This is a genomic window from Blastococcus goldschmidtiae, assembly GCF_031845325.1.
GTDB lineage: Bacteria > Actinomycetota > Actinomycetes > Mycobacteriales > Geodermatophilaceae > Blastococcus > Blastococcus goldschmidtiae.
In genome coordinates, this window is record NZ_JAVREI010000005.1 from 55,353 (window position 1) to 68,117 (window position 12,765).

The 12,765-nt window shown below is 72.3% G+C and carries 14 protein-coding genes; 6 read left to right on the top strand and 8 right to left on the bottom strand.

The window, feature by feature from the left end:
• Window positions 1–46: 46 nt before the first annotated feature.
• From RM425_RS09535 to RM425_RS09545, 3 genes are all read left to right on the top strand, one after another.
• On the top strand, window positions 47–478 hold the full coding sequence (locus RM425_RS09535) for a nuclear transport factor 2 family protein (RefSeq protein ID WP_311344959.1): 432 nt from the start codon (window positions 47–49) through the stop codon (window positions 476–478).
• A 26-nt stretch (window positions 479–504) separates the two neighbouring features.
• A complete protein-coding gene (locus tag RM425_RS09540) occupies window positions 505–1,278 on the top strand; it encodes a formate/nitrite transporter family protein (protein WP_311344960.1) in 774 nt (257 codons plus the stop codon).
• A 320-nt stretch (window positions 1,279–1,598) separates the two neighbouring features.
• A complete protein-coding gene (locus tag RM425_RS09545; protein ID WP_311344961.1) occupies window positions 1,599–1,778 on the top strand; it encodes a hypothetical protein in 180 nt (59 codons plus the stop codon).
• A 72-nt stretch (window positions 1,779–1,850) separates the two neighbouring features.
• Here the strand turns inward: RM425_RS09545 and RM425_RS09550 are convergent, their stop codons facing one another.
• The 6 genes from RM425_RS09550 to RM425_RS09575 all read right to left on the bottom strand — a co-directional run bounded on the left by RM425_RS09550 (window position 1,851) and on the right by RM425_RS09575 (window position 8,070).
• Window positions 1,851–3,395: an acyl-CoA synthetase gene (locus tag RM425_RS09550; RefSeq protein WP_311344962.1), complete on the bottom strand. Its 1,545-nt coding sequence runs from the start codon at window positions 3,393–3,395 to the stop codon at window positions 1,851–1,853.
• Between the two features lie 5 nt (window positions 3,396–3,400).
• Window positions 3,401–4,489 (bottom strand): acyl-CoA dehydrogenase family protein, encoded by a 1,089-nt coding sequence (locus tag RM425_RS09555; protein ID WP_311344963.1) that lies wholly within the window; start codon window positions 4,487–4,489, stop codon window positions 3,401–3,403.
• Window positions 4,490–4,517: 28 nt separating this feature from the next.
• Window positions 4,518–5,699 carry an acyl-CoA dehydrogenase family protein gene (locus RM425_RS09560; protein WP_311344964.1) on the bottom strand — a complete coding sequence of 394 codons (1,182 nt, stop codon included), beginning with the start codon at window positions 5,697–5,699 and terminating at the stop codon, window positions 4,518–4,520.
• A gap of 168 nt (window positions 5,700–5,867) precedes the next feature.
• Window positions 5,868–6,509 (bottom strand): TetR/AcrR family transcriptional regulator, encoded by a 642-nt coding sequence (locus RM425_RS09565; protein ID WP_311344965.1) that lies wholly within the window; start codon window positions 6,507–6,509, stop codon window positions 5,868–5,870.
• Complete coding sequence (locus RM425_RS09570) at window positions 6,506–7,669, bottom strand: thiolase C-terminal domain-containing protein (RefSeq protein WP_311344966.1); 1,164 nt, start codon at window positions 7,667–7,669, stop codon at window positions 6,506–6,508. Before RM425_RS09570 ends, RM425_RS09565 begins: the two co-directional genes overlap by 4 nt.
• Window positions 7,666–8,070, bottom strand: a complete 405-nt coding sequence (locus tag RM425_RS09575; RefSeq protein ID WP_311344967.1) for a Zn-ribbon domain-containing OB-fold protein — start codon at window positions 8,068–8,070, stop codon at window positions 7,666–7,668. The genes RM425_RS09570 and RM425_RS09575 overlap by 4 nt, the downstream gene beginning before the upstream one ends.
• A gap of 160 nt (window positions 8,071–8,230) precedes the next feature.
• On the opposite strand from RM425_RS09575, the gene RM425_RS09580 reads away from it, so the two are divergent.
• The 3 genes from RM425_RS09580 (at window position 8,231) to RM425_RS09590 (ending at window position 10,901) form a co-directional block, all read left to right on the top strand.
• Window positions 8,231–9,157, top strand: coding sequence for an SDR family NAD(P)-dependent oxidoreductase (locus RM425_RS09580; protein ID WP_311344968.1), 927 nt, complete (start codon window positions 8,231–8,233; stop codon window positions 9,155–9,157).
• A gap of 14 nt (window positions 9,158–9,171) precedes the next feature.
• On the top strand, window positions 9,172–10,185 hold the full coding sequence (locus RM425_RS09585) for a TIGR03617 family F420-dependent LLM class oxidoreductase (protein WP_311344969.1): 1,014 nt from the start codon (window positions 9,172–9,174) through the stop codon (window positions 10,183–10,185).
• Between the two features lie 125 nt (window positions 10,186–10,310).
• Window positions 10,311–10,901, top strand: a complete 591-nt coding sequence (locus RM425_RS09590; protein ID WP_311344970.1) for an ATP-dependent Clp protease proteolytic subunit — start codon at window positions 10,311–10,313, stop codon at window positions 10,899–10,901.
• Window positions 10,902–10,903: 2 nt separating this feature from the next.
• On the opposite strand, the gene RM425_RS09595 is transcribed toward RM425_RS09590, so the two are convergent.
• The gene (locus RM425_RS09595) at window positions 10,904–11,848 is read right to left on the bottom strand and encodes a pirin family protein (RefSeq protein ID WP_311344971.1); all 945 of its coding nucleotides are present in this window, start codon (window positions 11,846–11,848) and stop codon (window positions 10,904–10,906) included.
• 31 nt (window positions 11,849–11,879) lie between these two features.
• Complete coding sequence (locus tag RM425_RS09600) at window positions 11,880–12,725, bottom strand: SMP-30/gluconolactonase/LRE family protein (protein WP_311344972.1); 846 nt, start codon at window positions 12,723–12,725, stop codon at window positions 11,880–11,882.
• Between the last annotated feature and the right edge of the window lie 40 nt (window positions 12,726–12,765).

Below are 12,765 nucleotides of genomic sequence, written 5' to 3' on the forward strand. Positions count from 1 at the left end.
CGACGGACCACGGCCGACCGACACGGCGGCCGAGTAGGAGGAACGAGTGGCCGGACCGGCGACCCAGCCCGGGGAGGACGACCGGGCAGCGCTGTGCCCGCGGGGCAGCGAGGAGGTGCTGGCCGACCACCTGAGGCTGCGCCGCTCCGGGGACCTCGAGGAAGACCTCCGCCGGAACTACGACCCGCAGGTGGTGATCCTGACCGCCCGCCAGGTCTTCCGGGGCCACGACGGCGTCCGGGGGTCGGCGCACCGGCTCTGGAAGGCGCTCGGCGACGGCGGCTCGTACAGCTACGTCTACGCCCTCGCCGACGACCGCGTGGCGCTGCTTGAGTGGAGCGGGAGCAAAGAGAGCGTGCGGGTGCGGTCCGGCGTCGACAGCCATCTGATCGAGGAGGGGTGCATCCGCGTGCAGACGATCCACTACCGCGTGGAGGACGTCGTGCTGTCAGCCGACGGCGATCTGACCGATGGCTGAGGTCCGGGCCGTCATGGGAGGTGGGCATGGCTGTCGCCCCTAGCCCGAAGGACATCTACGAGCGCTCGAAGGAGGAGGGCCACCGGCGGCTCTCCATGTCGCTGCTGGACATGGTCTCGACTGCCTTCATCGCCGGGGTCACGATCGTCTTCGGCATCGTGGCGCTCGGCGTCATCGAGGGGGACCTCGGACCGGCCGTCAGCCCGGGGGTTGCCTCCGTCGCCGGAGCGCTGGCCTTCGCCGTCGGTGTGGTGTTCCTGATCGTGGGGCGGTCGGAGCTGTTCACGGAGGACTTCTTCGACCCGGTGGCCGCCGCCGTCTCGGAGAACGGCCGGAAGCCGTGGCTCCGGCTGGGGCGCCTCTGGGTGGTGACGCTGGCCCTCAACCTGGTGGGCGGGGGGATCCTGGTGGCCCTCATGACGGTCCCCGGGGCGCTGCCGCCCGGTGCCGCTGATGCCCTGGTCTCGGTGGCCGAGGACATCGCCGCCAAGGAGTGGGCGGCCACGTTCGTCCGGGCGCTGTTCGCCGGGGCGCTGATCACCCTGCTGTCCTACATGGTGCAGGGGTGCAACAGCGTGGCGGCGCGGATCCTCGTCGCGTACCTCGTCGGGTTCCTGCTGGCGCTGGGACCGTTCGACCACGTCGTCGTGTCCGCGTTGCACCTCCTGTTCGGCATCTGGCTCTCCGACGCGGTGGCCTACGTCGACCTGTGGCGGAACCTCGGGCTGGCCACGGCGGGCAACATGATCGGCGGGCTGCTGCTGATCACGTTCACCCACACGACCCAGGTGAAGGGGTAGCCGGGCCCGGACGTGCGGCGGCGCCGACGGACCGCTGGGCCCGACGTCGCCGAGGTCGACCCGTTCGATCACCTGCGGGGGCAGCTTCGACGCGTCTGCACGGAGCTATCGGGACAACGTCGTGGTGTTCGCGCGGCTCAGGAGAACCGGTCGAGGCTTCCGTGCCCACCTGCGGACCGGGCCTGCGACGGCGGGCGGACCAGTGCATGTGACGGATCCGTGACGTCGACCCGTCGGCGGGGTCGGGGCGCCCGCCGCCGGGCATTGCGGAGGTGCATAGGACGCCGGCGGCCACGGTCGCCCCGACACCGAGGAGAACCATGAACCGCACTTCGCTGCCCGTACGTCGCAACCGGTGGCGCGCCGCCGCCGCCGGGGTCGCCATCGCCGCCGCCTCCTTCACCATGACCGCCTGCGGTGAGGACGAGCCCGTCGACGACGGAGGCATCGTGGAGGAAGAAGGCGTCGGCGACGAGGAGCTCGAGGAAGAAGAGGACTGATCCGCTCGAGATCCGTGGGACCTCGCGCCCACTGAGGGACCGGCCGCTGGGCCGGTCCCTCAGTGCGGTACGTCAGCCCACCGTGGCGGCGTACTCGTCGCGGAGCCTGCCCTTCACCATCTTGCCGGTGGGCGTCCGCGGCAGGGCCTCGCGGAAGTGGAACTCCCGCGGGACCTTGTAGCCGGCGAGGTGCTCACGGGCGAACGTGGCGAGTTCGCCCGCCAGGTCGTCCGCCACCTCAACGCCCGGGGCGGGCTCGACGAAGGCGACCACGCGCTCGCCCATCTCGGGGTCGGGCACGCCGATGACGCCGATGTCGGCCACCTTCGGGTGCAGCGTGAAGGCGTTCTCGATCTCCTGGGGGTAGATGTTGACCCCACCCGAGATGATCATGAACGACGAGCGGTCGGTCAGGTGCAGGAACCCGTCCTCGTCCAGGTAGCCGAGGTCGCCCACGGTGGTCCACCCGGGGTTGTCGGGGTGCTCGGCGCTCTGGGACTTCATCTCGTCCCCGTGGTAGCTGAACGGCCGCGTGCCCGTCGCCGAGGCGAAGTAGATCGTCCCGACCTCGCGCGGCCCGAGCTCCTTGCCCTCGGCGTCGCAGACATGCAGGCTGCCCGGGGTGCTGGGCTTCCCGACCGAGCCCGGGTGCTCCAACCAGGTGGCCGAGTCGATGAACGTCGAGCCGGCGGCCTCGGTGGAGGCGTAGTACTCCATGATGATCGGCCCGAGCCAGTCGATCATCGCCCGCTTGACGTCCGGCGGGCACGGCGCGGCCGCGTGGATGACCATCTTCAGCGAGGACAGGTCGAACGTGGCGCGCACGCTCTCCGGCAGCTTGAGCAGGCGCACGAAGTGCGTCGGCACCATCTGCATCTCGGTGACGCGGAACCGCTGGATCGCCTCGAGAACGCCCTCGGGGTCGAACCTCTCCATCATGACCACGGTGCCGCCCAGCGACTGCACCGCGGCCATGAACGCCATGGGCGCCGCGTGGTACGCCGGTGCCGGCGACAGGTAGATCGTCTGGTCCGTCATGCCGTAGAGCAGCTGCAACGTCGCCGACATGGCGCTCTGCTCGTCCACCTGCGCCCCGGTCAGCGGGCGCTTGATGCCCTTCGGCCGGCCCGTGGTGCCCGACGAGTAGAGCATCGTGTCGCCGCGCGGCTGGTCACCCAGCGGCTCGTCCGAGGCCGCGTCGCGCACCGCCTCGTAGCTGTCGTAGCCCGGCACCGGCCCGCCGAAGGCGAGGCGGTGCTGCGCCGACGGCGCCTGGAGCTTCGACGCGAGATCGGCCAGGTTCGCCGACACGAAGAGCACCCGCGCGCCGGAGTTCTCGATGATGTAGTCGGCCTCCGGCGCAGCCAGGTGGCTGTTGGCGAAGGTGACGTACAGCCCGATGCGCACGCCGGCCCAGTACAGCTCCAGCGCCTCGGGCACGTTGTCGCTGAGCACCACGACGGAGTCGCCGGGCACCAGCCCGACGGTGTCCCGCAGGAAGTGCGCAGTCCGGCGACTGTTGTCGTCGAGCTGGCGGTAGGTGAGCGACCGGCCGGAGCCGGCCATCACGATCGCGGTCTTGTCCGGCGCCGTCTGCGCCCAGGTCCCGGGATACACGGCGGTCAGACGCCGAGCAACGCTGCGACGCGGTCCTGCTGGGCCGCCGGTCCACCCAGGAGCACGTTGCCGGTGATGGCGTTGCGGTAGTACAGGTGCGCGTCGTGTTCCCAGGTGAAGCCGATGCCGCCGTGCAGAAGCATGGTCATCTTCGCGGCCTCGACGTACCCGCTGGAGGCCAGCAGCCGGGCCGACGCAGCGTCCAGCGCCGCCGTGGGGCTGCCGAGGGCCAGCGACTCCGACGCCTTGCGGACGGCGGCGTCGGTCAGCGCCCAGTCGGTGTAGATGTCGGCGAGCGGGTGCTTGACGCCCTGGTAGATGCCGATCGGCTGGCCGAAGCTGTAGCGGATCTTGGCGTACTCGGTCGTCATGTCCAGGCACGCCTTGGTCGCCGCGGCCTGCTCGGTGGCCAGGGCCAGGTCCGCCAGGACGGCCACCGTGTCGATGGCGGCGGCCGCGTCCCCGGCGAGCAGGCGCCCCGGCGTCCGCTCCAGGGACACCGTCGCGATGCCGCGGGTCAGGTCCAGTGACTCGACGGGGGTGACGGTGAGGCCGGGGGCGTCCTTCTCCACGAGGAAGATCCCCTCGGCGGTGGGAACCAGCAGGACGTCGGCCTCCGCCGCGTTGAGCACCGCCGTCTTCGTGCCGGCGAGGGTGCCGTCCGCAACGGTGAAGGCCGAGTCGCTCACCGCCCACTCGCGGCGCGGGCCCTCGCTGACCGCCAGCGTGCCGACGGCGGTGCCCTCGGCGAAGCGGGGCAGCCACTCGCGCCGGGCCTCCTCGTCGTCCAGGGCGAGGAGCGTGCCGGTCGCCAGGACGCTGGTGGCCAGCAGCGGCGTCGGCACCAGGCCGGCGCCCAGCTCGCGCAGGGCGACGACGAGCTCGGACCACGAGGCGCCGGCGCCGCCGTACTCCTCGGGGATCGCCAGGCCCGCGACGCCGAGGTCCTGGCTCAGCCGCCGCCAGACCTCGGGGTCGAAGGAGGCCTCGGAAGCGATGGTCTTCCGGACGGCGGACATCGGCGCCTGACCGGCGACGAAGCGCTTGACGCTGCTGGCCAGATCGCGCTGGTCGTCGGTGTCGATGAGGGTCACGAGGTCGCTCCTTGGGCGGACGCGGCGGTCACTTGGACAGCTTGAGCTGGTTGAAGGGGACGTTCTTGTCGACGCCGGCGTCCTTGGGCAGGCCCAGTACGCGCTCGGCGATGATGTTGCGCTGGATCTCGTTGGAGCCACCGGCCGTCGCGCCGCCGGGGGCGACCAGGATCGACCGGGCCAGGGGGAGGGTGTCCGGGGTCTGCAGCGCGATCTCCTCGCCGAAGATCTCCTGGACGACGTCGGAGACCCACAGCGGGAAGGTGGCGCCGGCGAGCTTGGCCGCCGATCCCCGCGCGCCGATGGGCAGGCCGGCGCGGGCCTCCTGGTGCAGCACCGAGCTGTAGGACCGCATCGCGCTCTCCCGGGCGGCGACCTGGGCGAGCCTCCGGCGGACGGACGCGTCGCCCTCGAGACCCCGCGCGCGGACCAGCTCGACCAGCGCGTCGTAGCCCAGCGGGTTGGAGCGGGCGCGCACGCCGGTGCCGATGGTGACCCGCTCGTAGCGCAGCATCGCCACGGCCACGGTCCAGCCGTTGTTCACCTCGCCGATGACGGCGTCCTCGGGGACGTGGACGTCGTCGAAGAAGACCTCGTTGAACGGCGCGTCACCGGTGGCGACCACCAGGGGCCGGACCGTGACGCCCGGGTGGCGGAGGTCGACGATGAACATCGTGATGCCCTGGTGCTTGGGCCGCGCCGGGTCGGTGCGGGCCAGCACGGCGCCGTAGTCGCTGAACTGCGCACCGGAGGTCCACACCTTCTGGCCGTTGATCATCCAGCCGGTCTCGGTGCGCACCGCGGAGGTCTGCAGGCTGGCGACGTCGGAGCCGCCGCTGGGCTCGGAGAACAGCTGGCTCCAGATCTCGTCGCCGCGGAGCATCGGCGGGATGTAGCGCTTCTTCTGCTCCTCGGTGCCGAACTCCAGCAGCGTGGGCGCGGGCATGCCGAGGCCGATGACGAACGGGCCCACGGGCATCCGGAAGTCGGCCGCCACCTCGTTGAAGGCGAGCTGCTCGGCGGTGCCGAGGCCCTGGCCGCCGTACTCCTCCGGCCAGGTGATGCCGGCGAGGCCCGCCTCCCACAGCCCCTTCTGGAAGGCCTTGGACTCCTCGATGGTCGCGGACGCGCCCTGGGAGTTCTCGTCGAAGGGCTTGGCGTTCTGCTGCAGCCAGGCCAGGGCGTTGGCCCGGAACTCGTCGGTCGACATGGTGGTGAGCCCTTCTTGCACGGGGGTGGCGAGACGGTCTGAGCGCGTCGGCGAGGCGGAGCTCGCTGGGGAGAACACGCTCTACTTACGCGGCGCGATCATCGTAGCCGGAGGAACGGGGATGAGGCGAGGGTCACGTCCGCAGGTTGTGCGGGCGGTGCGAGGCGCTCAGCCGAGCAGCTTCTCGGCAGCCAGGCGGATGCGCTGCTCGGCCGCGTCGGCGGTCAGCCGGCCGTTGAGCCAGTCCACGGTGCAGCCGATCCACAGCGACTCGACCATGTGCAGCGCCAGGTACTCCGCCGCCGTCACCTCGTGTCCGGCGCCCCACGCCGCCGCGGCGGCGATGTCGACGAACGTGTTGTCGTGCCCGGCCGGGGGCGTGCGCTCCTCGTGCGCGCCGAAGGGCACCGGTGACTGGCGCACCGACAGCGCGGCGTGCGCGAAGCCGGGATCCTTGACCATGGCGTGGAAGGCGCGGGCGAAGACCTCGCCGGCCCGGGCCTCGGGCGTCGCCCCGCGGGGACGGCGCGCGTCGACGTCCTCGCTGAGCTTGGCCATCTCGGACTGGACGGCGGCGAGCAGCAGCTGCTTCTTCGAGGGGTAGTAGCGGTAGAACGTCGCCAGCGCGACCTTCGCCCTGGCCGCCACCTCGCGCACCTGCACGGCCTCGTAGCCACCCTGCCCGGCGAGCTCGATGGCAGCACGGATCATGCGCTGGGTGCGGGCGGCCCGCGCCTGCGACGAGCGCCCGGACAGGCGCTCCTCGGCCAGGTCGTCGGTCGTCATCTCGACCGCGTCGGACGACGTCATGGCCGGCGGTTCGCCAGGACGAGGCTGCCCGCCGCGGCGAAGAACATGCCGACGCCCTGGACGAAGCTCGTGCGGACGTCGGGCACCTGGGCGAAGGCCTCGCCGCGCAGCTGCCGCACCGCCTCCTGGATGGCGAACATCCCGTACATGCCGGTGTGCGTGTAGGACAGCCCGCCGCCGTTGGTGTTCATCGGCAGCCGGCCGCCCCTGCCGGTGTGCCCCTCGGCGATGAAGTCCCGCGACTCGCCCCGCCCGACGAAGCCGAGGTCCTCCAGCATGTACAGCGGGAGGTGTGCGAAGGCGTCGTAGGCCATGAGGTGATCGACGTCGGCGTGCGAGATCCCGGCCGTCGTCATGGCCTCCGCGCTCGCCCGGCGGAAGGCCTGGAACGACCCGGGGTCGGTCATCTGCGAGACCATCGGGGCCTCGGCGGACTCACCCGAGCCCAGGAGGTAGACGGCCCGGTCGCCCGCGGGCAGGTCGGCGGCCCGCTCGGCGGAGGTCAGCACGAGCGCCCCGCCGCCGTCGGTGACGACGCAGCACATGTCCTTGGTGAACGGCCAGGCGATGGGCGGCTGGTCGAGCACCGCCTCCACCGTGGTCGGGGTCCGGCGGGAGGCCCGGGGGTTGTCCACCGCCCAGGCGCGCTGGGCGACGACGACCTGTGCCAGGGCCTCGCGCTCCATGCCGCGCTCCTGGAGGAAGTGCAGGGCCGGGACCGTGAAGGTGGAGTACGGGGTCTGTGCGCCGTAGACGGCCTCGAACTGCCCCTGAGCAGAGGCCGGGTTGGGGGCCCGGCCGCCCATGCCCACGCGCGACCGCCCCGACTCGCCGTGGGTCACCAGGACGACGTCGGCGGCTCCGGCGGCGATGGCTGCCGCGGCGTGGCGGACGTGCAGCATGAAGCTGCACCCGCCGACCATCGTGCCGTCGAGCCAGCGCGGGGTGATGCCCAGGTGGTGGGAGACCTCGTGCGCCAGCGGGCCGGCGGTCGCGATCCCGTCCACGTCCTTCGCCGTGAGGCCGGCGTCGGCCAGTGCGTTGCGCGCCGCGTCCGCGTGCAGGTTGATCATGGAGATGCCGGGCAGGCTGCCGATCTCCGTGGTCTCCGAGGCCCCGACGATCGCGATGCCGCCGCCGTGCATGGACGTCGTGGTCATCGGGCCGCCTCCGCCGGGGTGAACACCGGGATCGCGTACTCGCCGCGCTCCTCGAAGATCACGCGGAGCGGCATCCCGAGCGGCAGCTGCTCCGGCGTCGGCTCGACCCCGACGACGTTGGACATCATCCGGGGACCCTCCTCGAGCTGGACCAGGGCGATGACCAGCGGGCCGTCCGACGGCGGCAGGGGGCGGTGGTTGATGACGTAGGAGACGAGGGTGGCGCGCCCGCTCGTGGCCTTCCACGCGACGTCGTCCGACCCGCACCGGGGGCAGAACGGTCGCGGGTAGAAGTAGTGCTCGGTGCAGCTGGTGCACTGCTGGACGCGCAGCTCGCCGGCCGCCGCCCCCTCCCAGTACGGGGCTGTCTCCGGTGTGGGGAGCGGGCTCGGTCCGGGCATCGGCCGTCCTTTCGACGTGGGGCTGCTGACGGGCGGGGCACCCTTGCGGGCCGGCTCCGCAGCGTAGTAGAACGTGCTCTCACAACGAGCAGAACGCGCTCTCGCACAGCGGGCCCCGGTCCGGCGGGGGAGGCGGCACCCATCTCCCGAGAGGCACTCCATGAGCGGCACGCTCGACGGCCGGGTCGTCATCGTCACCGGCGCCGGCCGGGGGATCGGGGCCTCGGTCAGCCGGCTGTTCGCCGATCAGGGCGCGAAGCTCGTGATCAACGACCTCGGTGCCGGGCCGGACGGCACCGGCGGCGACGAGGGCCCGGCCCGGGACATCGCCGAGGAGATCGTGGCGGCCGGGGGAGAGGCGGTCAGCGACGGCGGCGACATCGCCGACACCGCGACCGGCAAGCGGCTGGTCGACCTGGCCGTGAGCACCTACGGCAAGCTCGACGTCGTCGTCAACGTGGCCGGCATCCTCCGCGACAAGATGATCTTCAACCTCGACGACGAGGACTGGGACGCCGTCATCCGCGTCCACCTGCGCGGGCACTTCAGCACCGTCAAGCCGGCCGCGGCCTACTGGCGCGAGCAGCGCAACCCGGACGGCCACTTCCGGATCATCAACTTCACCTCGGACTCGGCCCTCCAGGGCTCACCGGGGCAGCCGAACTACGCCGCGGCCAAGATGGGCATCATCGGCCTGACCGCCTCCCTGGCCAACGCGCTGGGCCGCTACGGCGTGACCGCGAACGCCATCGCGCCGGGCGCCGCGACGCGGCTGACCGCCACCATCCCGCAGGACAAGCTGCTGGGTGGCGGCGAGCGGCCGGCCGGGGACGACTCGAGGTCGCCGGACAACATCGCGCCGCTCGTCACGTACCTGGCGGGCGAGGCGTCGGACTGGATCTCCGGTCGCACCCTCGGTGCGGCCGGCTACGGCGTGACGCTCTGGAACAACCCCGAGGTGCGGGCCTCGATCTCCTCGGACGGTCCGTGGGATCTCGACGACCTGGCGCGTCGGATGGAGACGGAGTTCCGGCCCCTGGCCGACGGGCTGCACCCGTCGATCTTCATGCGTCAGGTCCCGAAGTAGAGCGGGGGACGACGATGCGCATCGGGTACGGGCTGCGCGGCGCGGCCGGGGAGATCGCCACCGAGGCGGCGCGGGCCAGGTCCCTGGGGTTCGACGCGCTCTCCACCTCGGAGGTCGCGAACGACCCGTTCCTGCCGCTGGCCGTCGCGGCCGGGTCCTCGGGGGAGATGCGGCTGGAGACCCACATCGCCGTCGCCTTCGCCCGCAGCCCCATGGTCACGGCGAACGCGGCGCACTACCTCCACCTGCTCTCCGGCGGGCGAGCGGTTCTCGGGCTGGGGACGCAGATCAAGCCGCACATCACGCGGCGGTTCGACATGCCGTGGAGCAGCCGGCCGGCAGCGCAGATGCGCGACTACCTGGCCGCGCTGCACGCCATCTGGGCGGACTGGAACTCCGGGGAGCAGCTCGCCTTCCGCAGCGAGCACTACAACCACACCCTGATGACCGACATGTTCCGGCCGGAATCGTCGCCCACCGCACCGGAGGTGCACCTCGCCGCTGTCGGCCCCGTCATGACGCGGCTGGCCGGTGAGGTCGCCGACGGGCTCATCCCGCACGCCTTCAGCACGCCGGAGTGGTTCCACGCGGTCACCCTCCCTGCGCTGAACGAGGGGCTGGAGAGGTCGGGCAGGGAGCGCACGGACGTGGTCGTGCACTGCCCCGGCTTCGTCGTGGTCACCGGGGAGGCAGGGGCCGGCGAGCAGGAGACGCTGGCCGTGCGGAGGCAGATCGCGTTCTACGGATCCACGCCCGCCTACGCCGACGTCCTGCGCCGGGCCGGGCGGGGAGAGCTGCACGACCACCTGCACGCGCTGTCCATCGGCAGCGACCCCGACCGCTGGGCGCGGATGGGCGACCTCGTCGACGACGACCTGCTGGGCGCATTCTCCGTCATCGGGCCCATCGCGGAGGTCGCCGACGAGCTCGCCCGGCGCTACGGCGGCACCATCGACCAGGTGCACGTCGTCCCGCCGGAGGGCACCACGCAGGAGGCGCTGGCCGGGTTCCGCGACCGGTTGGCCTGAGCCCAGCCGTTGCGCTCTGCGCGCAACCCTCCGCCCACAGCTGAAACGGCTTGGCCGGCGACGTCGTATGCCCGAGCGTCGACCTCCTCACCGATCAGGCAGACGGAGGTCGAAGGATGAGCAGGATGCTTCTCGCAGTGGGGACGGCAGGATCCACGGGGACCAGCGAGTCGGTGCGCGACCGGCTGCTCGAGGAACGGATCGTCTTCCTCGGCCAGCCGGTCGACGACGACGTCGCGAACCGGATCACCTCGGAGCTGCTGCTCCTGGCGGCGCACGACCCGATCCGGGAGATCACCTTCTACATCAACTCGCCCGGTGGCTCGGTCACGGCCGGGATGGCGATCTACGACACCATGCAGCTCATCCGGCCGGCTGTGTCGACGTGGGCGCTGGGCTTCGCCGCGTCGATGGGCCAGTTCCTGCTTTCGGCCGGGGCTCCGGGCAAGCGGTACGCGCTCCCGAACGCGCGGATCCTGATGCACCAACCCTCGGCCGGGCTCTCCGGAGTGCAGTCGGACATCGCCGTCCAGGCCGCGGCGTTCAGCTCCATGAAGCGGCGGATCGCCGAGCTGACCGCCCAGCACACCGGCCGGACGGTCGAGCAGATCACCGCGGACGCCGACCGGGACCGCTGGTTCACCGCCGAGGAGGCGCGCTCCTACGGCCTGGTCGACCACGTGGTGCAGCCGGGGAGCGCGCAGCCCGGAGCGTGAGGTCAGCCCCAGGCGCTGGGGTCGCCGGAGGCCGGGGGAGCGATCCGGGGCTTCATCCGGACGGTGGGCAACGGCGGCGCGGGCAGGCGCTGGACCTCCCCGGCATAGCCCTCGACCCGGCCGAAGCGGGGCGAGCCGGACTCCCACTCCTCGCGGTAGCCGGCGATCTCCTCGTGGGTGCGCCCGATGAAGTTCCACCACATAACGACCGGGTCCGGGAACGGCTCCCCGCCGAGCAGCATGACCCGGGCATGATCGTTCCCCGGGTTGGCCAGCGTCAGCTGGCGGCGGCCGGGCGACGTGTAGCCCAGCTCGGCCCGTCCCAGGGCGACGCCGTCGAGGACGACCGGTCCCTGGTCCACCAGTACGCCGTGCTCGAACTCCGGCGCGACGTCGAGCACGACCTCCGTGGCCGGTTCGACGACCAGCTCCGCGCCGAGCAGCGGGCTGTGCGTGGGCACCGGTGACGTGCAGCCGGCCAGCGTCCCGAGCAGCACGCGGGCCGTGGCGCCCGCCAGGTGCAGCACCTCGGGGACGTGGTGCACGAAGGACCGGGGGAGGTCCCTCGCCGCATCCGGGAGCGCCGTCCACAGCTGGACGCCGTGCAGCGTGCCGGAGCCCCGCGTCGAGACCTCCGAGTGCGCGACGCCGGAGCCGCCGGTCATCACGTTCAGTTCCCCGGGCCGGACGATCTCGTGGGCGCCGGTGGTGTCCCGGTGCTCGATCTCGCCGCTGAACAGCCAGCTGACCGTCTGCAGTCCGGTGTGCGGATGGGGTGGGACGTCCATGCCGCCGGTGCGCGCGACGTCGTCGGGCCCGTAGTGGTCCGCGAAGCACCAGGCACCGACGAGGGACCGGGCGCGCTGGGGCAGGGTGCGGCGCACCGTCATCGCGCGTGGCCCCCCGAGCGGGACCTCGCGACTGGTGACCACCTGGACGTCGCTCACCCGCACCAGCCTGGCACAGCGCCGGCCGTGGTCAGCCGGCGAACTCGCGCACCGGCAGGCCGCGCACGCCGACGTCGGCCCGGAACAGGGAACCGGCCAGGGGGTCGGCGGCCGGCGGCAGGTTCTCCCGGGAGGTGGTGATGAACAACTGGTCGAGGTCCGCTCCGCCGAACGTGCAGGCGGTCACCATGCCGACGGGCACCTCCACCACCCCGTCGTGCACCCCGTCGCCGGAGAAGCGCCACACCTCGCCCCGGTCGGCGAGCGCCACCCAGACCCCGCCGTGCTCGTCGACCGCGAGCCCGTCGGGCAGGCCGCCGTCGGGGATCTCGGCGAACGGCCGCCGCCCGTGCAGCCCGCGCTCGGTGTCGTAGTCGAAGACGTCGACGCGATGGGTGGCGGTGTCGTCGTAGTAGGCGCGGGAGCCGTCGGGGCTCCAGGCCAGCCCGTTGGAGACGGTGACGCCCTCGACGACGACGGTCGTGGCGCCGTCGGGTTCGAGCCGGTGGAGCGCCGCGGCGCCCGGGCGCTGGTCGTAGGCCATCGAGCCGCAGTAGAAGCGCCCGTCGGGGTCGCAGCCACCCTCGTTCATCCGCAGCCCCTCGTCGTCCCACAGCGGAAGGAGGCGGGTGAGGGTGCCGTCGGCGTCCTCCAGGGCGAAGCCGCGCTCGATGCCGAGAACAGCGCCCCCGCTCCTGCGGGGCCGCACCGCCGCGACGATCTCGCTGACGTGGCGGCGGCCGACCGCGCCGTCCTCGGCCAGCGACAGCACGTCACCGGCCAGCATGTCCACCCAGCGCAGCCCACCCCAGGACGGGGACCACACCGGCCCCTCGCCGTGGTAGGCCACCGGGTCGGTCACCTGTTCCGCATGCACCCCGGCTCCTTGCCCCCGCCGGGGACCCGGTGAAACCGCG

Excerpts from the sequence above, each read along its gene's own strand:
- RM425_RS09540 (WP_311344960.1), top strand. The coding sequence starts at position 505 with ATGGCTGTCGCCCCTAGCCCGAAGGACATCTACGAGCGCTCGAAGGAG.
- RM425_RS09545 (WP_311344961.1), top strand. The coding sequence starts at position 1,599 with ATGAACCGCACTTCGCTGCCCGTACGTCGCAACCGGTGGCGCGCCGCC.
- RM425_RS09560 (WP_311344964.1), bottom strand. The coding sequence starts at position 5,699 with ATGTCGACCGACGAGTTCCGGGCCAACGCCCTGGCCTGGCTGCAGCAG.
- RM425_RS09565 (WP_311344965.1), bottom strand. The coding sequence starts at position 6,509 with ATGACGTCGTCCGACGCGGTCGAGATGACGACCGACGACCTGGCCGAG.
- RM425_RS09570 (WP_311344966.1), bottom strand. The coding sequence starts at position 7,669 with ATGACCACGACGTCCATGCACGGCGGCGGCATCGCGATCGTCGGGGCC.
- RM425_RS09575 (WP_311344967.1), bottom strand. The coding sequence starts at position 8,070 with ATGCCCGGACCGAGCCCGCTCCCCACACCGGAGACAGCCCCGTACTGG.
- RM425_RS09580 (WP_311344968.1), top strand. The coding sequence starts at position 8,231 with ATGAGCGGCACGCTCGACGGCCGGGTCGTCATCGTCACCGGCGCCGGC.
- RM425_RS09585 (WP_311344969.1), top strand. The coding sequence starts at position 9,172 with ATGCGCATCGGGTACGGGCTGCGCGGCGCGGCCGGGGAGATCGCCACC.
- RM425_RS09590 (WP_311344970.1), top strand. The coding sequence starts at position 10,311 with ATGCTTCTCGCAGTGGGGACGGCAGGATCCACGGGGACCAGCGAGTCG.